29 protein-coding genes are annotated in these 21501 nt (G+C 73.0%); 8 read left to right on the plus strand and 21 right to left on the minus strand.

Annotation, left to right across the window (positions count from 1 at the left end; translation table 11 throughout):
- The 3 genes from ACSMTC_RS39445 to ACSMTC_RS39455 all read left to right on the plus strand — a co-directional run.
- The coding region (locus ACSMTC_RS39445) for a primase-like DNA-binding domain-containing protein (protein ID WP_436564935.1) at positions 1–574 on the plus strand (574 nt) is incomplete at its 5' end.
- Positions 575–1287: 713 nt separating this feature from the next.
- Complete coding sequence (locus ACSMTC_RS39450; RefSeq protein ID WP_436564936.1) at positions 1288–2106, plus strand: ParA family protein; 819 nt, start codon at positions 1288–1290, stop codon at positions 2104–2106.
- Positions 2103–2462: a hypothetical protein gene (locus ACSMTC_RS39455; protein WP_436564937.1), complete on the plus strand. Its 360-nt coding sequence runs from the start codon at positions 2103–2105 to the stop codon at positions 2460–2462. The genes ACSMTC_RS39450 and ACSMTC_RS39455 overlap by 4 nt, the downstream gene beginning before the upstream one ends.
- 141 nt (positions 2463–2603) lie before the next feature.
- Here the strand turns inward: ACSMTC_RS39455 and ACSMTC_RS39460 are convergent, their stop codons facing one another.
- The 4 genes from ACSMTC_RS39460 to ACSMTC_RS39475 form a co-directional block, all read right to left on the minus strand.
- On the minus strand, positions 2604–3569 hold the full coding sequence (locus tag ACSMTC_RS39460; RefSeq protein ID WP_436564938.1) for a hypothetical protein: 966 nt from the start codon (positions 3567–3569) through the stop codon (positions 2604–2606).
- Between the two features lie 521 nt (positions 3570–4090).
- Positions 4091–4306, minus strand: coding sequence for a hypothetical protein (locus tag ACSMTC_RS39465; protein ID WP_436564939.1), 216 nt, complete (start codon positions 4304–4306; stop codon positions 4091–4093).
- 32 nt (positions 4307–4338) lie between these two features.
- Complete coding sequence (locus ACSMTC_RS39470) at positions 4339–4716, minus strand: hypothetical protein (protein WP_436564940.1); 378 nt, start codon at positions 4714–4716, stop codon at positions 4339–4341.
- Between the two features lie 105 nt (positions 4717–4821).
- The gene (locus ACSMTC_RS39475) at positions 4822–5043 is read right to left on the minus strand and encodes a hypothetical protein (RefSeq protein ID WP_436564941.1); all 222 of its coding nucleotides are present in this window, start codon (positions 5041–5043) and stop codon (positions 4822–4824) included.
- Between the two features lie 130 nt (positions 5044–5173).
- Between ACSMTC_RS39475 and ACSMTC_RS39480 the strand changes: the two genes are divergently transcribed.
- The 5 genes from ACSMTC_RS39480 (at position 5174) to ACSMTC_RS39500 (ending at position 8502) form a co-directional block, all read left to right on the plus strand.
- Positions 5174–5383, plus strand: a complete 210-nt coding sequence (locus ACSMTC_RS39480) for a hypothetical protein (RefSeq protein ID WP_436564942.1) — start codon at positions 5174–5176, stop codon at positions 5381–5383.
- 62 nt (positions 5384–5445) lie between these two features.
- A complete protein-coding gene (locus ACSMTC_RS39485; protein ID WP_436564943.1) occupies positions 5446–5631 on the plus strand; it encodes a hypothetical protein in 186 nt (61 codons plus the stop codon).
- A gap of 109 nt (positions 5632–5740) precedes the next feature.
- Positions 5741–6136: a hypothetical protein gene (locus ACSMTC_RS39490; RefSeq protein ID WP_436564944.1), complete on the plus strand. Its 396-nt coding sequence runs from the start codon at positions 5741–5743 to the stop codon at positions 6134–6136.
- Entirely contained in the window at positions 6133–7236 is a 1104-nt protein-coding gene (locus ACSMTC_RS39495; RefSeq protein ID WP_436564945.1) for a tyrosine-type recombinase/integrase, read from the plus strand. Before ACSMTC_RS39490 ends, ACSMTC_RS39495 begins: the two co-directional genes overlap by 4 nt.
- A 72-nt stretch (positions 7237–7308) precedes the next feature.
- On the plus strand, positions 7309–8502 hold the full coding sequence (locus ACSMTC_RS39500; protein ID WP_436564946.1) for a zinc-ribbon domain-containing protein: 1194 nt from the start codon (positions 7309–7311) through the stop codon (positions 8500–8502).
- Between the two features lie 23 nt (positions 8503–8525).
- On the opposite strand, the gene ACSMTC_RS39505 is transcribed toward ACSMTC_RS39500, so the two are convergent.
- The 17 genes from ACSMTC_RS39505 to ACSMTC_RS39585 all read right to left on the minus strand — a co-directional run bounded on the left by ACSMTC_RS39505 (position 8526) and on the right by ACSMTC_RS39585 (position 21450).
- On the minus strand, positions 8526–10466 hold the full coding sequence (locus ACSMTC_RS39505) for a relaxase/mobilization nuclease domain-containing protein (RefSeq protein WP_436564947.1): 1941 nt from the start codon (positions 10464–10466) through the stop codon (positions 8526–8528).
- Entirely contained in the window at positions 10463–10891 is a 429-nt protein-coding gene (locus ACSMTC_RS39510; RefSeq protein WP_436564948.1) for a MobC domain-containing protein, read from the minus strand. Before ACSMTC_RS39510 ends, ACSMTC_RS39505 begins: the two co-directional genes overlap by 4 nt.
- 503 nt (positions 10892–11394) lie before the next feature.
- On the minus strand, positions 11395–11745 hold the full coding sequence (locus tag ACSMTC_RS39515; protein ID WP_436564949.1) for a hypothetical protein: 351 nt from the start codon (positions 11743–11745) through the stop codon (positions 11395–11397).
- 21 nt (positions 11746–11766) lie between these two features.
- Complete coding sequence (locus tag ACSMTC_RS39520; protein ID WP_436564950.1) at positions 11767–12480, minus strand: hypothetical protein; 714 nt, start codon at positions 12478–12480, stop codon at positions 11767–11769.
- A gap of 91 nt (positions 12481–12571) precedes the next feature.
- Entirely contained in the window at positions 12572–12994 is a 423-nt protein-coding gene (locus tag ACSMTC_RS39525) for a hypothetical protein (RefSeq protein WP_436564951.1), read from the minus strand.
- A 100-nt stretch (positions 12995–13094) separates the two neighbouring features.
- The gene (locus ACSMTC_RS39530; protein WP_436564952.1) at positions 13095–13715 is read right to left on the minus strand and encodes a hypothetical protein; all 621 of its coding nucleotides are present in this window, start codon (positions 13713–13715) and stop codon (positions 13095–13097) included.
- A 79-nt stretch (positions 13716–13794) separates the two neighbouring features.
- Positions 13795–14094 (minus strand): hypothetical protein, encoded by a 300-nt coding sequence (locus ACSMTC_RS39535; RefSeq protein ID WP_436564953.1) that lies wholly within the window; start codon positions 14092–14094, stop codon positions 13795–13797.
- A gap of 20 nt (positions 14095–14114) precedes the next feature.
- On the minus strand, positions 14115–14309 hold the full coding sequence (locus tag ACSMTC_RS39540) for a hypothetical protein (protein WP_436564954.1): 195 nt from the start codon (positions 14307–14309) through the stop codon (positions 14115–14117).
- 188 nt (positions 14310–14497) lie between these two features.
- Entirely contained in the window at positions 14498–14974 is a 477-nt protein-coding gene (locus ACSMTC_RS39545; protein ID WP_436564955.1) for a transcriptional regulator, read from the minus strand.
- Positions 14975–15112: 138 nt separating this feature from the next.
- Complete coding sequence (locus tag ACSMTC_RS39550) at positions 15113–15484, minus strand: hypothetical protein (RefSeq protein ID WP_436564956.1); 372 nt, start codon at positions 15482–15484, stop codon at positions 15113–15115.
- Between the two features lie 215 nt (positions 15485–15699).
- Positions 15700–15942 carry a hypothetical protein gene (locus ACSMTC_RS39555; RefSeq protein WP_436564957.1) on the minus strand — a complete coding sequence of 81 codons (243 nt, stop codon included), beginning with the start codon at positions 15940–15942 and terminating at the stop codon, positions 15700–15702.
- Between the two features lie 79 nt (positions 15943–16021).
- Entirely contained in the window at positions 16022–16834 is an 813-nt protein-coding gene (locus ACSMTC_RS39560; protein WP_436564958.1) for a DUF4097 family beta strand repeat-containing protein, read from the minus strand.
- 540 nt (positions 16835–17374) lie between these two features.
- Positions 17375–18022, minus strand: a complete 648-nt coding sequence (locus ACSMTC_RS39565; protein ID WP_436564959.1) for a hypothetical protein — start codon at positions 18020–18022, stop codon at positions 17375–17377.
- Positions 18023–18024: 2 nt separating this feature from the next.
- Positions 18025–18510: a hypothetical protein gene (locus ACSMTC_RS39570; RefSeq protein ID WP_436564960.1), complete on the minus strand. Its 486-nt coding sequence runs from the start codon at positions 18508–18510 to the stop codon at positions 18025–18027.
- Entirely contained in the window at positions 18507–18722 is a 216-nt protein-coding gene (locus tag ACSMTC_RS39575; RefSeq protein ID WP_436564961.1) for a hypothetical protein, read from the minus strand. Before ACSMTC_RS39575 ends, ACSMTC_RS39570 begins: the two co-directional genes overlap by 4 nt.
- A gap of 20 nt (positions 18723–18742) precedes the next feature.
- Positions 18743–18946, minus strand: a complete 204-nt coding sequence (locus ACSMTC_RS39580; RefSeq protein ID WP_436564962.1) for a hypothetical protein — start codon at positions 18944–18946, stop codon at positions 18743–18745.
- 230 nt (positions 18947–19176) lie between these two features.
- Positions 19177–21450 carry an FtsK/SpoIIIE domain-containing protein gene (locus ACSMTC_RS39585; RefSeq protein WP_436564963.1) on the minus strand — a complete coding sequence of 758 codons (2274 nt, stop codon included), beginning with the start codon at positions 21448–21450 and terminating at the stop codon, positions 19177–19179.
- Between the last annotated feature and the right edge of the window lie 51 nt (positions 21451–21501).

The following is a 21501-nucleotide window of genomic DNA, read 5'->3' on the forward strand; positions in this document are numbered from 1 at the left end:
CCTGCTCCTGCTCCAGTTCCCCTTCAAGTTCCTCAAGCCCGGCCAGGAGCCGAAGGGCCCCAACGAGAGGGTTGGCGACCCAGGGCTGCGCGTCCGGCTCAAGCAGGGCAAGCAGCAGCGCGCCGCAGTTCTGGCCTGGCTCGTGGAGGGGGCTACCCGGTGGTACCAGGCCGACCGGGTGATGCCGCAGCCTCCGACCCACGTGGTCGAGGCGACCAGGAAGTGGCGCAAGCAGAGCGACCTGATCCTGTCCTACTGGGACAACATGATCGAAGCCGATCCCAACTCCCACGTCATGGCCCGGGATCTGTTCGACGCCTTCAACGCCTGGCTGACTGAGCGGGGGCACGCCAAGTGGGCGGATAAGACGTTCGTCGCCCGGTTTGAGGGGCACGACGAAACCAGCGGCAACGCCGTGGAACGGCGCAAGATCCGGCAGAAGCCCAACTTGTCCCGGCCTGCATTGGTGACGTCGATGCTGCAGCCGCCGGCGGTCCCGGCCACCTACTGGGCGTGGGTCGGCGTCAGGTTCGTTGTGGACGGCGTGAAGATGGACGACGCGGAAGACATGTAGCAGAGCGTTACCGAAACGGCCCCCGCAGGGTTACTGCGGGGGCTGTTTTCATGATCGCAAACACCGGGCTTTCAAGATCATGTTCCGGATGTTCCACGTCTTCCGGTTAAACAGCTCTTCCCGACGCGTAGTGGTTAATGCAGGCTACGTGGAACATCCGGAACACACAGGTCAGCCCACATGGAACACCAAGCTCTGACCTGGGCCGATTCAGGGGATTCCCGAGAGACCGCAGAACCATCTCTCGTGTTCCATCAAGCGGTGCCGAATGGCGAAGACGGCAACGTCGGGGGAGTCCCCGGTGCGCTCCCCCGCTCTTGGGTGGCTCGGGTCCGGAAAGGCACGGCCCGCAGTCGGCAACGGCACGCGGGGCCGACTCGTGGGTGGCCAGTGCAGTACCACCCAGACCACGGTGTCTTGAACGGCTTCCGGTGGAATCCGCCCGGCGGAAGTTGGCCCCACCCCTCGAACGGCCAGTCGACAGCTCAGCTCGCCGTCGCCGACCTCTTCTCGCTGGCTGCGCTTGTGCCCGGGCCGACTACGGGCCTGCCGGTCGAACACCTGGCGGAGCCACTGCTGACCGTTCTGGTGGGGCCACTTCAGACCGTCGCAGACACCACGGCAAGGGGCGGGCTTGGCGATGTCTAGGTGAGGCTGATGGGCTAGCTAGCATGCTGGCGAGTTGTTTGGTGAGTCGGTGGAAGGAGCCAGTGGTGACGGTTGTGTTCGCACTCTTCAGCGGGAAGGGGGGCGTGGGGAAGACGTCGACGGCGGCTGGGTTGATCGCCGTGGCGGCGAAGCGAGGGATGCGGGTGGCTGGCGGTGACCTGGACCCGCGGTACACCCTGACGAAGGAACTGGGCGTGCTGGCGCCGGAGTTCTCGTTGAACGACCTGCTGTACATCGACCCGGAGGCGGAGGAGCCGCCGGGTGACCCGGCCGAGCTGGTCCACCAGGTCCTGGTGCCGTCCGGGCCCCGCTGGCCGGACAACGTGTTGGTGCTCCCGGCCGAGCGACCGCTGGGCCGCCGGGAGGCCGATAGCCAGATGTTCGAGCCCCGGTTGAAGCGGGCGGTCGACGGCCTGGCTGGCCTCGACGTCGACCTCCTGGTCCTCGACCTGCCGCCGAGGCCCGGCGGCAAGCTGGTGGCCACCGGCCTGCTCGCTGCGAACACCGTCTTCGTGCCCGCGACGTTGACCGCCGACGGCCACGACGGCGCGCGGGAGGCGCTCCAGACGGTCAGCTTCCAGACCGCGCCGGGCGGGCCGAACCCGGACCTGACCATCGCCGGGGTCTACCGCTCGATCGTGCCCAGGGACAGCGAGTACCGGGCGGTCCACAAGCACTGGGAGGAGCAGATCAGGGCGGACTTCGCGGACCACCTGCTGGAGACTCAGCTCCACAACCACGCGGTGCGCGAGGAGTGCCGCACGGTATGCGCGCCGATCACTGCGGCGCCCGGCCCGCAGGCGCGGAAGCTGGAAGCCGCATACGGGGACCTGCTCGACCGAGGACTGGAGGCGGCGGCATGAACAAGATGCTGAGGGACGCGAAGGCGGCGGCTGCTGCGGGCAAGGCCCCGCACCAGTTGCAGGGCGGCGGGTTGAGGAAGGCTGGCGACTCCGGGATCGACCCGGCGGCCCCGGCGACTCCCGAGCCCGCCGGCGGTGCTCCCGCGAAGAAGGCGACCCCGGCGCCGGGCGGCCGACGGTCGGTGAAGAAGGCCGCCACGAAGGCGCAGTCGGAACGGGTGCCGTTCGGCAGCTACCTCCCCCGGGACCTGCACCGCCGGTTCAAGCTCGTCTGCGTTGCGGACGGGATCGAGATGCAGGACGCCCTGGAGCAGGCCGTCGCCGCCTGGGTCGCCAAGCACAAGCCCACGATCTGATCCGGGGTGCTCGGCTAGCCGGTGAGTCAGCTCGCCAGCTAGCCGAGCACAGCCTCGGTGAATCTTCGACGCCTTTGGCGGCTTATCTAGCAAGATTGGTCGCCGCCTGGTCCCCGGATTCCGGAGATCCGGGGACCAGGCTCAGGCGCGGAGGGTGTTCAGCTGGTCGATGAGGTCGCGTACCTCGGTGGCCTGGATGCTGAGTCGTTCGGCGTGGAAGCGGTGTGCGATGGCCATGGAGTTCCAGTGCTGGGCCAGGGACTCGGCTTCCCCGGCGTCCTCTGTCTTGCCGGAGGCTTCCGCGCGCTGGTGGTCTTCCTCGGCCTCCCGCTTGCGCTCTTCGGCCAGGGCGGCGTCGTGCTGGGCCTGGGCGGCGGCGCCACGCAGCCTGGTGTGCTCGCGCCGGGCCCGCTCGGGGGCCGCGGCCAGGGCGTGGTCGAGGGCGGCGCGCAGGACATCGCCGGTGGTGACCACCTTCGCGCGCAGCTCGCCCCGCTGGACGAGTGCCTCGGCCGGCGGGGCCGTGGCAAGGGCGGCGAGCATTCCGGCGAGGACGGTCACTCCGCCGTGTTCGCGGATGGACTGGCGCATGATCACGTCGGGTCCGTCCCCCCACGTGTCGGCCCACTCCTGGAGCTGCCGCTCGATCTCCGCGTTGTGCCAGTAACAGGCGCGCTGGAGCCGCTCGCCCACCTCGTGCGGCAGCCGCACCCCCAGCCGTCCGAGGAAGCGGGTCTCGCCCTCGTCGTGCTTGCCCTCGTAGCGGCCCGGGTCAGTGCCCCACCGGCGCCCGGCGGCCAGCGCCCCCGGCGGGATCGGGGGCCAGTCCCGGTCCCATCCGCGGGCAGTGAGCTCGGCCCGGACCCCGGGCACCAGCAGCCAGTCCCGGCTCCCGGCGAGCAGGCCGGTCTCCCGCCGCTCGGACAGCAGCTCCCGCGTCGCCCGCCGGGCCTTCGCCAGCCTCCCGGCCCGCAGCCCTAGGTGCCCCTCGCGCTGCTTCGCGAGCCAGGCTCGCTCCTCGCCGGCGGCCATCGCGGCCACCAGGTCGAGCAGCCGCAGCCGCTCCTCCACCACCGCCACCGTGAACTGCACCGTCGGCATCCCCATGCGAGCAATCATGCGAGATAACCCGCCACGCGGGTCCTCCGGGGTGCCGGTTGTCACCCTCACGGCGGACTCCCGGCGCGGGCTCGTGGCCATTTCCGACGACGGCCTCGATTTGTCGCTCAATCCTGCTAGATAGCCTGTCCGGCGGTCCGGGGCCGCGGCCGGGGTCGGTGGTGGGCCGGGCAGGTGCTCCCCCGCTGTTGGGTGGCTCCCTCGGCCCAGTGAGGGGGGTGGTCCCGCTCGGGCTGGCCGAGTTCGGGCTGGGTGCGTCTGGCGGGCGGTAGGAGGGCGGGCCGCGCCCGGCGCCGGCCGGGAGGCCGTCTTCGGCCGAGCGGGCGGCGGCGGTGAACGCGCGGTCCGCCGAGGCGGTCGGCCGGGGGTGCCGGGCGCGGACGCGCCCGTCCGCTCCACCACCCTCCCGGGGACGGCGACGAGGCTTCCCCGCTTCCCACCCGGCCGAAGCGGCCTGACCGAGGGCTTGCAGGCATGCGAGCCAGCTGGCAAGCCGTTCCCGGGGGGAGTCAGCTGCGGGGCCCGTCCCACAGCGGTCGGCGACCGGTCGGCGCGGCGACGTCGTCGGGCTCGGCCTGGTCGGGCTCGGCCTGCTCGGGGCTGTCGGTGGGCGGCTCCTCGGCGGGCAGCAGCGGCCAGATCGCGCGGGCGGGCGTGGGCGGTGCGGCCGAGGGGGCGGCGGGCGAGGGGCCGGGACCGAGCGGGCGTCGGTTGGGAGGTGTCATCCGACCATGATCCTCCGGGCGGGCGGATACCGTCACCGGAAGCCGTCACCGGGTGACGGCTGCTGAACGGGTGACGCCTGGTGAACGGCGCGGCGGCGGCGCCAAGCCCGGGTGCGGCAGCGGTGCGAGCAGTAGATCGCGTCGGACCGCTTCCGTGTGTGGAACGGGGTGTCGGCGGCGTACCACGTCGATCCGCACTCCCGACAGCGGAACTGCGGCCACGGGTGCGGACGGCCTTCCAGCAGCGCCCGGATCGCCTCGCCGCCGGCGTCGATGGCCGCCCGCCGGGCGCGCATCGTTCGCCAGCCCCGGGTCCGGCAGGCCGCGGAGCAGTACCGGCGCGAGCGGCGCGAGCCCTGCGGCAGCTCCGCCCGGCACTGAGCGCACACCCGCGTGCTCCGTGTGGTCATGTCCCCAGCATCGCGCCGCCGGGGCCGGACCGGGCCGGGCAGCGCAAAAGCCCGCCCTCCGGCCGTCTGGAGAGCGGGCTTTTGCGTGGGCGTTTGCCGCCTGGGTCACTCGTCCTTCGTCCAGGCGCGGACGGTGTTCGGCGCGACTCCGGTGAGCTCGGTGATCCGGCGGAGCGGGACCTCCATGGCGCGGGCGGTCCTGATCAGCGGGCGGAGCTCGGCGTCGAGCGTGTCGAGGTCTTGCTGGAGCTGGATTCGTCGGGCGCCGGGTTCCTGGAGGGTTTCCTCGGCGTCGGCCCTCAGCTGGGCGGGGGTTTTATGCGTCATGCGAGTCAGTCTGATACATGCAGTGCAGCTTGCGCAACGATTCAAGCTGAACCCTATTGCGCAGACTGACTCTCTTGTGTCAGACTGAACCTACCGGGTCAGGGAGACCCGGAGACGCCAGGAGGCAGACATGAGCACGTACGACGCGGTGGACGCGGCCCTGAAGGCGATGGGCCTGGAGGGCCTGGGCTCCCAGGGCGGCGGCGCCGGGCAGAACGTGAACACCGGCACCCGGTACGGCGACCAGACCACCGTCAACATCTCCTACGGCAGCGACAGCGACTACGTCGCGGGCCACAAGATCGACACGGTGTACGGGGACATGAACGACTACCGCTGACCCGTCCACCCGGGGGCGGCCCGGCCGGGCCGCCCCCGTCCCATTCGGTGAGGAGGAAACCCGTGCGTGAGATCGTCAGCAACCAGTACCGGCACAACGGTGGCATCGCCAGGATCGAGATGGACCGGGCCGGGCACCTGTTCGTGACCTGCTCCGGCTGCGGCACCGAGGTCTACGCCGCCGGAATGGCGCCCGCCCTCGCCAAGCTCGTCCAGAACCACCCCGGTGAGCTCCTCGGCGACCGCTGACCCACCGCCAGATGCGAAGGCCCGGACTGCGGTCCGGGCCTTCGCTGTGCCCCGAAAGAGGGAAGGATAATGACCGTTATCCTTCCCTCTCTTCGGTAGGGTCCGGGGCATGACGTTGCTGCCCACCGACGCGGAGCTCGCCCGCTTCGCCATCGACTCCTACTTCGAGGGCCTGGCCCGGATCGCCCGGTCCGCCCCCGACACGGCCGACTACGCGCTGCCGCGCATCGCGCGGCGCCACCAGGGCGTCGTCGTCGGGACCGAGCGGCTCAGCCCCGACGAGGTGATGGACGTCCTTGCCGTCTGCCTGGAGCCCGAGGTGCGACTGCGGGAGAGCCTGAACCGGGGCGGCATCGGCACGCCCGACGAGCTGGCCGACTGCCGCGAGCGGACCGACGCCGCGGCGCGGGGCCTGCGGGCGCTGGGCTACGAGGTCGGCGACCCGGACACGATGCGCGCCCTGCTCGCCGAGGTGGCGCCCCAGGCCGGGCTGGAGAACGGGTGAGCACCGACCTGGTGATACCAGCGGCGGGCGCCGTCGCGCCCGCCACCCCGCTCGACCCCCGGGACGACTGGCCGGAGGAGGCCCGCCGGCTGCGCGAGGACCTGGCCGCCGAGTGGGGCGAGGACGACTTGCTGCCCGACCTCGCCGGGGCCTGGGTCGCCCACTACCGCAGCTCGAACACCCGGAAGACCTACGCCCGGCACTTCCGGGTGTGGGGCCGGTACTGCGCCGAGCGCGGCCACCACCCGCTCGCCGCGGTGCCCGCCCTGGCGGACGCCTTCGCCCGGCACCTGGAGGCCGCGCCCACCCTGGTGCGGGTGCGCGGCGGTGCCCGCGGCGAGCTGGCGCCGACCGGCGAGCCGTACTCCGACGCCGCCCGCGCCAACGTGCTCTCCGCGAACAGCAGCTTCTACAGCCACGCGGTGCGGACGAAGGCGCTGAAGGTCGGCGACCCGTTCGCCGACGTCCTGCGCCCGGCGATCGACCCGGACCACTCCGCGACCGAGGGCCTCACCCCGGAGGAGAACCTGCGGCTGGTCGAGGCCGCCCGGGCGCTGAGCAAGCGCGCGTACGCCCTCGTGCTCTGCCTGTACGTGCTGTTCCTGCGGGTGGACTCGCTGCTGGCCGCCGACGTCGCCGACCTCGGCTACGACCGCGGCCACCACGTGCTGCGGGTCCGGGTGAAGGGCGGCAAGGTCAAGCGCAAGGCGGTGCCGCCGATCGTCTGGCACGCGCTGACGGACTATCTCGACGGCCGGGCCTCGGGCCCGCTGTTCGTCACCAGGAGCGGCGCGAGGCTGCGGGAGCCGGAGGTGTGGAAGATGCTGCGGCGCTTGGCGCGCCGGGCCGACCTGCCGCAGGCCGACTCGATCCACCCGCACGTGCTGCGCGGCGACGGCATCACCGACGCCCTGGAGGCCGGCGACAAGCTGGAGGACGTCCAGGACGCGGCCGACCACCGCGACCCGAGGACGACGCAGCGGTACAACCGCCGGCGCAACCGGCTGGAGCGCCATCCCGGCCACGGCCTGGCCGCCCGGCTCGCCGACCACCTGGCCGACGCCGCGGACCAGGAACGGCCGGGTGCGGGGTGTCGTTGAGCCGAGGCGCGGGCCGTCGGCCCGGCATCGGGCCAGGGAGGGCCCTGGCCGCAATTTAGGGAGGGGACGGGTGTGGCGCGTTCGCTAGGTGTGTCACTGGCCGAGGCGTATCCGCAGGTCGCCGCGATGTGGCTCCAGGAGCGCAACGGTGGGCTGACGCCGGAGACGGCGACGCCGAAGATGCAGGTCGCGGTGTGGTGGCGGTGTACGGCCGGGCACGAGTGGGAGGAGAACATCTCCAACCGCACCGCGCTGCCGAAGTGGAAGGGCGGCGATGTCGCGGCCTGCCGGGAGTGTGTCGGCTACCGGGTTTCCTACAGGTACCCCGTGTGCGGGCACACCGCGATGGTCACCTCGGAGGCGGCGGCGAAGAAGCGCGGCCGGTGCTGGACGTGCCAGCAGGAATGGTGGCAGGAGAACGAGCCGCGGATGAAGGCGGAGCTGTCGGCTGCGGCGAAGGCCGCCGCCGGCCGGGCGGCCGGGCTGCTGGACGCCGTCGTCCTGGCGCCGGACGTCCCGGCCCCGCTGGCGACCGAGTGGCGGTGGTGGGCGGCCAAGCACCTCCAGGGCGCCATCGCCGCCGAGGAGGTCATGGGCAAGGACGGCGAACGTGACCGGGTGCTGGCGAAGGTGACGGCCACCGCCGCAACCCTGCTGCCCTCCACGGCGGACGCCGGGCGGGCCGCGGCCCAGGAGGGCGTGCTGCGGATCCTCGACCAGGCGCACTGGGCCCAGGGCTGGCTCCACCAGCTCACCGGACGCGGGCCCCACCGCGCACCGCAGGACCACCTGGAGAACCTGGCCTGGCTGCTGGGCGAGGTCCTGGCCGACTGGTCGCAGAACGCCGCCGAGGCCGTCGCCGCGAACCGAGCGGACGGCCACCGCCCGCCCACCACCGCCGAACTCACTCGGAGCCTGACCCGGGCGGTGCTCTCTTTGAAGGACGAGTTCGTGCACGACAGCCCGCTGGAGCATCTCGCGCGCACCTACAAGGAGCTGCGGGTGCCCGTGGTGCCGGACGGCAAGGGCCGGTACGGGCGCCTGGACGTGGTGATCTGGCTGCCGGGCGGCCTGGACATCGTGGTGGAGATCGACTCCGCGCCCAACCCGTCGTCTGCGCAGAAGCTCACCTTCGCCCGGGACGCCGGGGCCTTCCCGCTGTGGGTCCGCTTCGGCTCCGGCGGCATCGAGCGGATCGACGGCGTGATGGTCCTCGACATCCGCGACGCCGTACGCGGCGTGTGCGAGGCAGGAAGCGGCGGCTGAGACCGGCGGCCGGGCCCGGTCGGTCAGCGCCCTAGGCCGCGCCCGCGGTCGTGTCCGGGTGGGTCGACCGGCCGGGGTGCGGGCTTGGAGACCGGTTTGCCCTTCGCGGTGCCCGGGGCGGGCCGGCCGCCGGTGGTGGAGCGGCTGCGGGCGACGGCGGCGCGGCGGGCCTGGTGCCGCTCGGCGTCCTCGGCGCGGTTCTGCTCGGGGGTGCGGGCGGCCCGGAGGCGGTCCTCGGCGGCGAGCGGGCGCAGGGCGGCGACGGCCTGGTCGAGCTGGCGCTCGGTGGTCAGCGCGGCGGTGCGGGCGGTGTCGAGCCAGGCGACGGCGGCGCCGCGCCGGGCGGCGTCCTCGGCGTGGGCCTGCGCGGTGAGGGCGGGCAGGTTCGAGGTCATCCGGATCAGCTCGGCGCCCGGGTCGGTGACGCCGGGCGCGGCGGCCAGCGCGCCGTGCAGGGCCTCGGCGGCGCGCTGCTGGGCGTCGTCCCTGGCGGTCTCGGCGACCACCGCGCGGCGGCCGGCCTCCTCGGCGAGGGCCTTCTCGGCCTCCTTCGTGGTGCCGAGCACCGCCAGGACGAGCTTGGAGCGGCGGGCCTGCTTGGCGGCGTCGGCCTCGGCCCGGCGCAGGCCCTGGGCGAGGGTCTCCTGCTCGGCGGCCAGGCGGCGGTGCTCGGCGGCCTGGTGGTGCAGGCGGGCGGCCTCGCGCAGGGCCTCCAGCTGGTGGGTGAGGGCGGTGGTGCCCTCGCCGGACTTCCCGGAGGCGGCGCGCTCCCAGCGGACGACGTCCTCGCGGCGGGTGGCGAGGTCGGCGAGCAGCTGCTGGGCGCGGGTGCGGGCGGCGGTGACCCGGGTGGCCAGTTGCTGGTCGGTGAGGTCGCCACCGGGCCGCTCGGTCCAGGACGCTGCGGCGGGCGCGTCCTGGTGCTCGTTCTTGGTGGGCGGCTGCCCGGCCTGGGCGGTGCGGTGCTGGAGGAGTCGGCGGGCCGGGTCGGCGGGCGGGGCCGGTTCGGTGTCGGCGATGGCCTCCGCCGCGCTGCGGTAGTGGGCCAGCAGCCGCGCGGCCGGGTCCGGGGCCGCGACGTCCTCCGCCCGGTGTGCCGCCCCCTCGTGGGTGGCCTGCGGTGCGGGAGGCGCGGCGTCGGGCGCCGGACCGGGTGCCGTGCCGTCGGGGGCGGGCGGGTCCTGCCGCACCAGCACCGGCGCGAGCTTCGACCACGCCAGGTCCGGCGCCACCTCGCTGGCCTTCACGAAGACCTCGGCGCCGCCGCGGGCCTGCCAGCCCGGCAGCGAGAAGCTGTAGCCGTTCATCCGGCCCGTGGAGGCGCGGTTCGCCCGGAACAGCACGCCGAGCCCGGCGAGGTGCTGCTCGAAGACCTCCTCGCCCCGCCCGGCGGCGGCCTGCCGGGCCTCGCGGACCATGCGGCGCACCCGCTCGCGTTCCGGCTCGACGCCGCGCCGGCGGGCGGCGGCCAGCTCCGAGCCGGACTGCACGCCGGGCCCGGCCTTGCGGAACCGGCTCCGTGCGGCGACCAGGCCGTGGGTGCGCTCGATGTGGTCGCACGCCCGGCGGGCCCGGGGCCGGTCCCACCGGTCGGTGACCAGCACGCCGTCCCAGTCGATCCGGGCGACGGTGAGGTGGACGTGGTCCTGGCCGTGCCGCACCGCGACCCAGTCGCAGGTCCCGAAGCCCATCTGCTCGACGAAGGAGCGGGCGATCTCCGCCCACTGCGCGTCCGGCAGTGCGCCGTCCTCGTCCGGCAGCGACAGCGAGCACCGCCACACGGCCTTCTTGATCTCCGGCCGGTAGCCGAGGTGGTGGTCGATCGTGCGGGCCACCTGCTGCCAGGTGCCGGGCACGGTGGAGGCGACGATGCGCGGGTCGAGGTGCTCGTCGTGGCGGCCGGGCCCGTGGTCGTACGCGAGGCCGCCGTACGCCCGGCGGCCCTTGGTGATGTTGGCGATCACCGCTCGACGGCCCCGGCCTCGGCGCCGCCGGCGGCGTCGGCCTGCTCCTGGTCGTCGTCCTCGTCGAACGGCTTCATGCCGCGCACCGCCAGTGCCGCGTCGCCGATCCGCTCCAGCAGGTTCAGCAGGTCGTGGTGGAGCTGGCTCTCCTGGTGGGTGTAGCGGACGAGCTGGTTGAGGTTGTTGCCGATCGCCGCCAGCTCCTCGTACGCCCGGCGGTTGATCTCCGGCACGCGCGGCACGTCGCCCGGCACCCCGGGGTGGCCGTTCAGCGCCTCCTCGACCACCGCGCGGATCCAGGCGCCCTTCTCCTTGCGGGCGGTCTGCGCGCGGGCGGCCTCCCACCGCTCCAGCTCCGCGTCCGAGATCCGCACCGAGATCGTGTTCGTCCGGTGCCCCGCCTCGGTGAGCCGTCCGCCCGCCATCGTCCTACCTCCGCTGTCCGTCGCTCGCGGGTGCCGCCAACGCGCCCCCAAGGGCGCGGCGGCGGCGCGGCAAGCGGCCCCCCGGGCCGCGCGCCGACCGGCCCCCTCGGGGCCGGCTTCCCGCTGGCGAGCGTAAGCGAGCCGCGGGCCAGGTGCCCCAAGCGAAGCGCCGGGGCATACCTGGCTCCTGGTCGTCGGGCGGGACTGGGCGGCCAACGCCCTGGCCTGCTCGGCGACCAGGCGGCACCTGCTCTGCTGGGCCGCTCAAGGGCACCATCATGCCGGAGCCCCCGGGGCTCCGGCGTCGGCCGGCGGCCGACGGGAACGGCCACCCGGGTCCGCCTCCGCTGACGGCGCGAGGTCCCCCGGCGGCGGTGAACCGGTCGTGCGGAGCGGCGCGGAGGGCGAATTATCTAGCGAGATTGCGCGCGGGATGGAGCGCCGGGGAAGCGGCGAGCCCCCGGCCGGCCGGGGGCTCGCGGGAGGTGCTGCCGGTTCGGCGGTCAGCTGTCGGCGGTGCCCCCGCCGCGCAGGGCCCGGAGCTCGGCGAGGATCGCCTGCTGCCCTTCCTGGAGAGCGGCCTGCCCAGTGGCCAGGCCGCCGACAGCGAGGGCCATCGACTCGACGGCGCGCTGCAGCGCGGCCAGGCCCTCTCCCTGCTCGCGCTGGGTGTCGCGCAGCGCGGTCAGCAGCTGGTTGTTGGCTCGGCCCACCGCGCGGACCTCGGCGGCGTCGCGGTCGGCGAGCGCGGCGAGGGTGTGCGCGCTGCCGGCCTGCTCGCGCACCCGCTCCATCTCGGCCTCCAGGGCCTCGACGCGGTTGCGCAGCTCCTCGATCCCGCTGCTGTCGTTCATGTGCTCCATGGTGCCCTCTTCTCAGTTCGCCCAGCGGGTGAGGGCGGCTTCGGTCGGGTTACGGACGGCCTTGGTGATCAGGCGGCCGGTCCACCGGTCGTACGCCTGGGCCGCGGCGCCGGAGAGCGTGACCGTGCTGCCCTCGGCCGGGGTGCCGATCGCCTCCAGCAGCAGCGCGGCGTCGGGGTCCTGTCCGGGGTCGAGCATCTCCAGCGCGGTCTCCAGGTCGGCGACCAAGTCCTCGGCCTCGTACCGGTGCCGGGGGGCGGGGTAGCCGCGCTTCTCGGTGAGTCGGTCGGCCGCGTCCCGCAGGATCTGGGCGAGGTCGCTGTGGTCAGCGGGCCGGTCCCGGGCCAGCGCGCGGCGCAGGTGCTCCAGCAGGCCAGCCATCACCGCGAGGTCCGCGCGGGGCACGGGCACCGGGTAGAGCGAGGCGCGCTGGTAGCCGGTGGCGGCGGTCTCCAGCGTGTAGGCGTCGGGCACGCCCTCGCGCTCGTCGTCGCGCCGGGTCAGCGGCTCCGGGCGCAGGCCCAGGATGCGGTCCCAGGCCGCGGTGACGAGCGCGACGTCGAGGGTGTCGGGCAGCTGCCAGTCCTCCTCGTCGGGGCCGAGGTCGGCGACCGGCTGGAGCCAGGCGATCAGCGGATCGTCCACGGTGTCGAGCACCGCGAGGACCTCGGGGATGTCGGGCAGCAGGGCGAGCACGGTGTCGCCGGCGGTGGAGGTGTCGCTCACGGGTTGGTCTCCCTGGGAAACGGGCCGGGGGCCGCGCGGTGGCGGGCCCCCGGGTTCATGGTGTCGTACGGGTCGGACAGCGCGGGCGGGTTCAGACGAGATCGCCCGGGCCGGTGACCAGGTCCTCGAAGTCGTGCTCTCCGCCGACCGGGGTCTGCGGGGTGGGGCGGTCGTCTGCCCTGGCCGACAGCATCTCGGCGAGCAGCAGCTGTGCGCGCTCGATGCGCTCGCCCCCGACGGTGTCCTCGATGCAGCCGCTGGCCTCCTCCAGGTAGGCGGCGCTGGCCGCCTCCTCCGGTCCCATCCCCCGCACCGCGGCGGTCAGCAGGTCGGCGAGGGCCGGGAGGACGCCGGCCTCCAGAACCTGGCCCCACGGCCACAGCTGGTCCAGGATCAGCAGCCGGGCTTCGGGCCCGGCCTGCTCGGCCATTTCGGCGAGGATGCCCAGGCTGGCGCGGAGCTCTTTGCCGACCAGGCGGATCTGGGCGGCGTCCTGTGGGTCGATGCTGGTCATGTGCGCTCTCTCCTCTGATTCGGTTCCGGGTGTTCGTGCTGGTCAAACGGCTGGCTGGCTAGCTGGCATGCCAGCTAGCCAGCCAGGAGAAGGGGAAGGGTCAGACCACCGCGGGCTCGCCGGCGACCGGGTGCTCGGCGATGTGGGCGTGGATCCGGGACTGGCTGCTCCAGCCCGAGCCCCAGCGCATGCCGTCGGTGACGCTCTCCTGGGTCCGCAGGCGCCACCAGCCGGCGGCGTCCCGCTTCCAGGTGAGGGTGAAGTGGGTCCGGGCGTACGCCGGGTTCACGATGGCACCGCCGTTGTAGTAGGCGTCGCGGCCGGCGGTGACGGCGGCGACGTCGGCGGTGAGCACCATCTGGGTCATCCAGCCGGCCTCGCGGGCGAGGTCCTCGAAGGCCGCCGCCGGGGCGGGCGGCTCCGGGAAGTCGTCGCCCCAGCCGAGCACGGTGGACTCGGTGGTGCCGGCCACCCGGTACCAGGCCGGGATCTCGATCTGGAAGGGGTAGCCCTCCGGGGCGGCGTCGGGGTACTCGACCCGGACCACCCGCAGCGGCTGGCCGCCCTCGGCGGTGTTCCACTCGCGGACGAGCGCGCCGTAGTGGGCGGCTTCCGTGCGGATCCTGGCCTCGGCGCCCGCGATGGACATGGTGTGGTGGAGCCGGTCGAGGTCGTAGAGGTAGCGGACGTCGGCGTCGGGGAGGTTCGGCGTGCGGGACATGGACGGACTCCTCGCGGTGTCTGGTCTGGAGGTCTGGACGAGTGGGCTAGCTGGCTTGCCAGCTAGCCCACTGGATAGGTCAGCCGCCGTCGGTCTCGTGGATCCAGGGGTGGCCAGCGGTGCAGCGGTAGGTGTAGCGGGACAGGAGCTGGAAGGAGCCGCGGTCGCGCCACTGGAACGTGCCCGAGGCGGCGGGGCGGTCGCAATGCGGGCAGCGGGTGCCGGCCAGCTCGTAGGGGGCGAGGTGCCTCGGCTCGCTGTCCTGCCTCGGTGCCGGGGCGGCGGCCGGGGCCGGGGTCTCCAGCAGCGGGAGGTAGCGGGCCGGGGGCACGGTCGGCTGGGGCCGGTGGCCGAGGAGCCGCAGGAGGCGGTTCAGCATCGCTGGCTCTCCTTCGTCGGTCAGCGGCCGGTGGGCTTGAGCTCGTGGCCGTGGCACAGGACCGTGCCGATCAGCCAGCCGATCCGGTGGACGGTCCACCGGCCGCCCGTGAGCGGGCCGGGCGGGACCTCGTCCACGATCCGGCCGGTCCTCCCCACGGCCCGGGGGTCGTCCTCACACGAGACGATCAGCACTTCGTCGCCGGCGTTGAACATGCCGTTTCCTCCGAGTTATCTAGCAGGTTTGGACGATCTGCGGTGTCGCTTTTTCTGGGCCCTCCTGGATGGAGGGCTGGTGCCTCGGTCTGGCGTCGTGCCGTACCGCCGGTGTCGCGGTGGCCGGGGCTGGTGGCCTCGTCGTCGGTGGTCTTAGTCCCGACGGCGAGGCCGAGTCGCAGGGTGGTTCAGACGGCGGCGATGAGCAGGGCCGCGACGAACAGGAAGAACACGTGGAAGCTCTGGTCGAGGGCGTAGGCCCCGGTGCCGAGGGTCGGGGCGTACTGGCCCTCGATGTCGACCGGGTGGTGCGGGTGGGCCGGGGTGCCCAGCGACATGAACTCGGTCTTGTTGGTGATCTTGGCCAAACGGGCGAGGGTGACCCGGCGGTCGGCCCACCAGTGGGTGCCTGCGTCCACGGTCAGGCCGAGGACCACGCCGAGCACGCTGAGGTTGAGGCCGAGCAGCAGCGCGGCCGGGATCAGCAGCACGCCCTTGGTGGCGGTCAGGCCGATCACGTGGCGGGTGCAGGCCCAGCGGCCCGCCCAGCTCTTCTCGCCCTTGCGGGCGGCCTGGCAGCTGCTCTGTACCCAGTGGTCGCCGACCTGGTGGCCGGTGTAGAGGATGGCGAAGACGGCGGCGAAGACAGCGGCGGTGGTGTCCACGGGATGATTCTCCGGTTTATCTAGCAGGTTTGGGCGCTTACGAGCGGCGGGCCGGGCCTCGGGGTTCCGGGGGCAAGCCTGCTATCGCGGGGGTGGTGCGGTGTGCACCGCGAGTGCGGTGGAGCTGTGGCGCCGGTCTCAGATGTACGGGGAGATCGCCCGGCGGATGTCGCTGCCGACGGCGTAGAGGTTGTCGGTGTGGAGACGAGCGTCGAAGTCCCACTCGTCGCCGCCGGCCGCGATGTGTTCGTCCCACGCCGCGTCGGCGGCGGCGTCGAAGATGCCCGCGAAGGCGTCGGCCAGGCCGGTGGCCTTCACGGCCTCGACCACGTCGGCCTGGTCGGCGCCGCCGCGGCGGATCGCGTCGGCGACCAGCAGCAGGGCGGCCTTCGCGGCCGGGATCAGGTGGGCCAGTTCGCCGCCGAGGCCGCCGTTGTCGGCGCTGACCTGGGTGGTGATGACGACTCCGCTGATCGGGCGGTCCGGGAGGTTGTTCTGCTGCTGGTCCATGCCGTCTTCCCCTTCCGTTGGTCCGGGGTTGTTCCCCCGATGACTCCAGTATGCAGACTCTAACTATGCATGTCTAGTCTATGCATTCCTTGAGTCTGCTTTTCTTGGCTTGCTGGCTAGCTAGCTTGCTGATTTGCCCGCTGTGCCGCAGGTCGCGGTGGGGTGGCAGGTGGTCGGTGGGCCCGCTCGGCGTGGGGCCGGGCGGGCCCACCGGGTCAGCTGGTCCGGTAGCGGGCGGTCTGCTTGGCGACGTGGTCGCGAGTCCAGCCGGTGGCGCTTGCGGCGTCGGACTGGAGCACCTGGCCCTCGGCGATCAGGGCGTCGATCGCCCTCCACATGGTCTTGTCGGCAGTGGCCTTGGCCTTGTCCGCGTCCTCGTGCGCCTGGTCCCGGATCTGCTTCAGCTCTTCAATCCGCTTGCGGCCGGCCTCTCGGGTCTGCTGGTCGGGGCGGGGCATCCGGTACTCCTTCGGGTCGGTAGGTCAGAGTCTGCATACCGGCGGAATGCAGACTCTGAGTCTGCCTGATCCCGTGCGGTCAGCGGCGGCGGATGTCGCCGCTGTGGGTGGCGGTGCCGAGCTGGAGGTGGCCGGCCCCGCGGACGAGGATGTCGCCGGAGGACGTTGCGATGTCGAGCGCGCCGGTGGATCGCGGCAGGGCGATGATCTGGACGTCGCCGGAGGAGGTCTGCACTGCGGCGTCGCTGCCCTCGTACGCGCTGATCTCGACGTCGCCGGAGCTGGATTGCACCAGCATCCGGTTGCCGACTCGGCCGACCTCGACGTCGCCGGAGGACGTCTCGACGGCGAGGATCTCGACCGATTCCAGGATTACGTCGCCGGAGCTGGAGGTGACGCCGACCGCGAGGAGCGGGCCGGTGCCGACCAGGTCGGCCGAGGAGGTGCGCAGGACCAGGGCCCCGGTCGGCGGCAGGATCACGGTCGCCGTGATGGCGCTGGCCAGCGTGGGGCCGGTCGTGGTGAAGCCCTGGCGGGCCCAGCCGGGCCCGCCGATCGAGCCGTTGACCTGGAGGCCGATCACGGTGGCGCCCCGAGCGACGGTGCCCATCCGCTGGTTGATGGTCAGGTTCCCGTTCCTGTTCCCGATGACGGTGACGTCGCCCTGCATCTCGGGGACGGTCACGGTGAGCGCCTCCCCGCCCTCGGCCGGGCCCTCGCCGGAGCGAACGCTGCGGACCGCGTCGGCCGCCGGGCCGTGGTCGTCGTCGGTGTGGATGGTCACCATCGCGACGGTGGCCTTGGGGTCAACGGTGACGCGGGCCAGGCCCGTCGGGAGGTTGAGGTCGAGGTGGCCGGAGTGGCTGGCGCTGATGGTCTTCTGGGTGCTCAAGGAAGGCTCCTTGGTCGGTCCGGGGTGGGGCGTTCGTTCAGGGAGCGAGCTGGCTAGCTGGCTTTCTGGCTAGCCGTTTTGGGGTTCTTCGGGTGGTGCTGAGGGGCGTCAGTCGAGGGGGCCGTTCCCTCGATGACTCAAGTATGCAGACTCTCGGTATGCATGTCTAGTCCATGCATTCTCTTAGTATGCCGCTCTTGGTTGGCTGGCTAGCTGGCTTGCTGGCTCGCCTGCTAACGGCCAGGTGGGAAGGGGTGGAACTCCGTCGCCGCCCCCGGGAGGGGGGGAGTAGAGCGGGCGGGCGCGTCCGCGCCCGGCACCCCCGGCCGACCGTCTATGCGGGCCGCGCGTTCACCGGATCCGGCCGCTCGGCCGTGGACCGGCCTCCCGGCCGAATCCGGGCGCGGCCCGCCTCCTACCGCCCGTCAGACGCCCCCAGGAATGGCCTCGGGGTCGCGCGGAGCGAATGCCGTCCAGCCCTGGCCGGGGAGCCACCCAACGCGGGGGGAGCGCCTCCCCGGCTCGCCGCCGATGCCGGCTTCAGGCGCGATGGCAGGCGGCGCAGGGGACCTTCTGCTTGCGGCCGCCGACGTGGGTGCGGGTCTCGATGGTGACCCAGCCGCCGCGGCAGCCCTTGACCTGGCAGCGGCGCGAGCGGGGCTTGGGGGCGGGGCCGGCGCCGCCGGTCTGCATCTGCCAGGCGGCGCCCAGGACACCGGCCTTGGCGGCGCCGACCGCCTGGTCGACGCCATCGCGGGCCTGCTTCTTCTTGCCGCCCCACCAGGTGCGGGCCTGCTTCTCGACCTCGGCCCGGCGCTGGCGGAACTCCTTCTTGCCTTCCTTCAGCAGCTCCTGGCCGGCGGCGACGGCGTCGTCGAGGACGAACTCGGGGACGCACGCGCCGCTGATCATGATGCCGCGCCATTCGGCGGCGAAGGTGTCCCGGTCCTCCGCGCGCTGGCGGCCGGTGCGGGCGGCGAGGGCGGCGTCGACCAGGCCGTTGGTGATGACCGGGTGGTCCTCCGCGTGGTAGCAGGACAGGCAGTGCAGCCGGGCCGGCCATACCTCCCTGACCAGCTGCTTGGTCAGGGCCAGGCTTTCGCTGCCGCAGGCGGGGCAGGTGACGATCTGGCCGCCGACCAGGAGCGGGCCCTGCAGCTTGAGGTCGTACTCGTCGGCTCCGAACACGGTCAGCTCCCACTCCCAAAGGTCGACCGCTTGAAGACGGCCTTCTTGATGTTGACGTTGGTGACGTTGCCGCCCCGGCCGGCGCCGCGGTTGACGCCCAGGAGCTGGAAGGCGACGTAGCCGCCGAAGAGGATCGCCGCGAGGATCGCCAGCGCGGTGACGAGCTGGGTGATGGCGATGACGAAGCCGACCAGCAGGTGCAGCCCGAGGGCGAGGGCGAGCAGGGCCCCGGAGCCGAGGGCGAGGTTCAGCATCCACGGGTGGACCAGGGGCCGCCGGGTCGTCTCGGCGGCGGGCAGTGCCGTGTTGGCCAGCAGCACCGGGCCGCCGGCGGCCGGGCCGTAGACGTGGTGGACGCTGCCGTCCGGGCCGGTGATCGTGTAGACGCCGGGCAGCACCTGACCGGCCGGGACGAGAGGGGCCGCGTACGGCTGGGCCAGCGGCTGCGGCTGGAGGGCGGTCGGCTGGATCAGGTTGATCTCGTTCATCGCGGGCTCCCGGTGGTCGACGCGGCGGGGGTGGGGGTCGAGCTGGTGGAGCTGGAGGGGACCGGGCCGGTGGTGGCGCTGTGGCCGCAGCCCCCGGCGAGCCAGAGGCCGGCGGAGAGCCCGGCGACCGCGCAGACCACGGCCTTGTTCTTCGCCCACCAGCCCGGCTGGGGGGCGGCCTCGGGGTCGGCGATCACGTACCTGATGCCCATGGGGATGGGTCCTCTCCGATTCAGTGACTGGTCAGGTGGGAGGCCAGGAAGTGGAGCACCCCGGCCAGGAAGTGGCGGACGTTCGGGCCGATCCAGGTGATCGACCCGCAGTAGATTCCGAAGATCCACAGAGCGGCGGCGTGGAACTTGTTGACGCTCTCCGAGCGGAGAGCCATCACGACCACCACGGCGGCGATCAGCGTCATGACGAGGTCGGTCGACACGGGTCCCCCTCGGGTCCGGTATGTCACGGTTTGGGGCGGTGCTGGGACCTGGACACCGCCCGGACAGGATGGCGTTTGCGCAGGTCAGAGACTTGGGCCACCTGGACGGGGCGGGGGCGGACCTGGACGCGGGTGTCCAGGTCGCCCCCGGTCCGTCCGGGTCGACGGCCGCCCTGTCAGGGGTCAGACCAGGGCAAACCGGGCGGCGGTCCGGGCTGTGTCCGGGCCGTTCAGGCCCCGAGGACGTACTTCTGGGCGGTCTGGACGATCAGTTCGACCGGGTAGCCGGACACCCGGCTGCTCTTCTCGCCCTCGGCGGTGGTGACCTTGATCGTGCGCTTGTACCGGTCGGCGCCGCCCTCGCGCTTGACCACGTTGCCGAGCCGGTCGGCGTTGATCTCCAGCCCGGCGGCCTGGAGCGCCTCGACCAGGTCGGCGCCGGCGATCCAGTCGGTCTTCTCGTCCCGTGCGAGGTAGGCGTCGACGACGTCGACCAGGGCGGCCAGCAGCTGGGCGTCCTTGTCGTCCTCGCCCTTGGCCCGCAGCAGCTCGGCGAGGGTCGGCTCGCCCTTGGGCAGGGTGCCGGCGGCCTCGCGGTAGACGAAGGCACGCTTGAGGAGGGCGGCGACCTGGTCGTCGTCGTAGTAGTCGGCGCGCACCAGGACCGGGTTGGAGCCCTCCGCCCACAGGTAGCCGGCGCCGCGCATCTCCATCTCGATGACCTTGGCCGAGTAACCGGCCGCCGCCGCGCCCTTGCCGAGGATGGTGTCCGACGCCTCCGGGGTGGTGCAGCGCAGCGCCCACCGGATGGACAGCAGGTCGCGCAGCGAGGTGTCGACCACGTCGGAGCCCGGCTTCTGGGTCGCGCAGAAGGTGATGATGCCGGCCGCGCGCCCCCTGCTCACGAGGTTGCGGAGCTTCTTGGTGATCTTCTTCCCGTAGTCCTCGTCGGTGGTGTAGAGCATCAGCTCGTCCACCCACAGGAGCTTCTGCCGCAGCAGCTTGTGCTCGTTGGCGAGTTCCTCGGTGACCTTGCGCTTGCCCAGCTTCTTCAGCAGCGCGTACCGGGCCTTCATGTCAGCGATGGCCTCGTCGAGCATGGCGTCGAACGCGGCCGGGTCGGCGTCGCCCTCGTACCGCTCACACAGCGGCTCGAAGGGCTCCAAGTCGCCACCGCCCTTTCCGTCCGCGAGCCACAGGATGACCCGCGGGTCGAGCGCGGCGGCCAGCAGGATGGTGTTGCCCGAGGCGGACTTTCCGGCGCCGGGCTCACCGCCGATCAGGCCGGACCGCTCGACCACCGAGATGCTGTAGCGGTCGTTGCGCACGGTCGGGCCGATCTCGATCCGGCCCCAGAAGTTCACCGGGCCGTCGAGAGCGAGCAGCGCGCCGGGGTCCGGCTTGCCGGTGAACGGGAGGCGGTCGAAGACGTTGAGCTCCAGGCGCCCGGAGCGGCCGGCCTTGTCGATGGCGACCTGGGCGGTCTCGACGCCGAACGCGGCGGCGATCTCGTCCACCGCGCGCATCGCCTTCTTCGCGGTGACGCCGGGCGGCAGGTCGAACATCGCGCACCAGGACTCCACGTCGCGCATGGCCGGGCGGACCATGTGCAGCGACTCGTCCGAGCCGATCACCTTGGCAGCCTGGAAGACCTTGTTGAGCATGGTGTCCGTCATGCGCTCGCCGTCGCCGAGGTAGCGGTACTCGTCGTCCCACTCCGTGACGGTCTGCGGGCGGCGCCCGGCGAAGGCGCCAGCCGCGAAGGTGAGCAGGCCCGCGGCCGTCGCTCCCGCGTCGCCGACGGTGAGGTAGCCGGTGGCCAGCGCGGCGGCCGGCGGGCCGTAGACCACGGCGGCGCGCAGGTTGCGGGCCCGGGAGCGAACCTGCTTAGCCCTGCGGTGCGCGGCGACCGCGGCCTGGGCGACGGTCAGCGCCCGGTCGGCGTGCGCCTGAACGCTGGCCTTCTTGCCCGGCAGCATGGTGAACCGGGCGACCCGCGCGGCCTGCCGGGCCTCCTTCGCGGCGATGTGCGCCTGGTGGCCGGTGGCCTGGACGTGGACGCCCTCGACGCCGACCACGAACTCGTGGGCCAGGCGCAGGCCCCGGCGGAACTGGGCCACGTGGCCTCGCTCGGTGCGCTGGCGGCGCACCCAGCGCCGCACCGCCCGGCGGACCTGCCGGGTCGAGTATTCCCGGTAGGAGCGCCGCCCCGCCTTGGTGCGGATCCAGCCCGGGATCAGAGGGCGGTCCCCGTCCGGGTCCTCCCGCAGCTCCGGCACGGACGGGATGACCACGCCCTCCAGGACAGTGGCGGCGCCGTCGGCGCTCCGCTCGGAGCCACCCAAGACGGGGGCGGGCTCGGCGGGGGCTGCGTCGGCGACCGGCTGCGGCTCGGGGGCGGCGTAGACCGAGTCCGGGTTGGCGCCGGGCAGGTAGGTCACGGTGGCCATGGTCTGGGTCTCCTTCCTCAGGTCGACTGCGGGTCCACTCGGCTGCTCGGTCATGCTGGGGGGACTCCTTCCGGGGAGCGGCGGCGGGCACGGCTGGTGCTGTAG

Source organism: Kitasatospora sp. HPM-01-4, from assembly GCF_051374625.1.
Lineage (GTDB): Bacteria > Actinomycetota > Actinomycetes > Streptomycetales > Streptomycetaceae > Kitasatospora.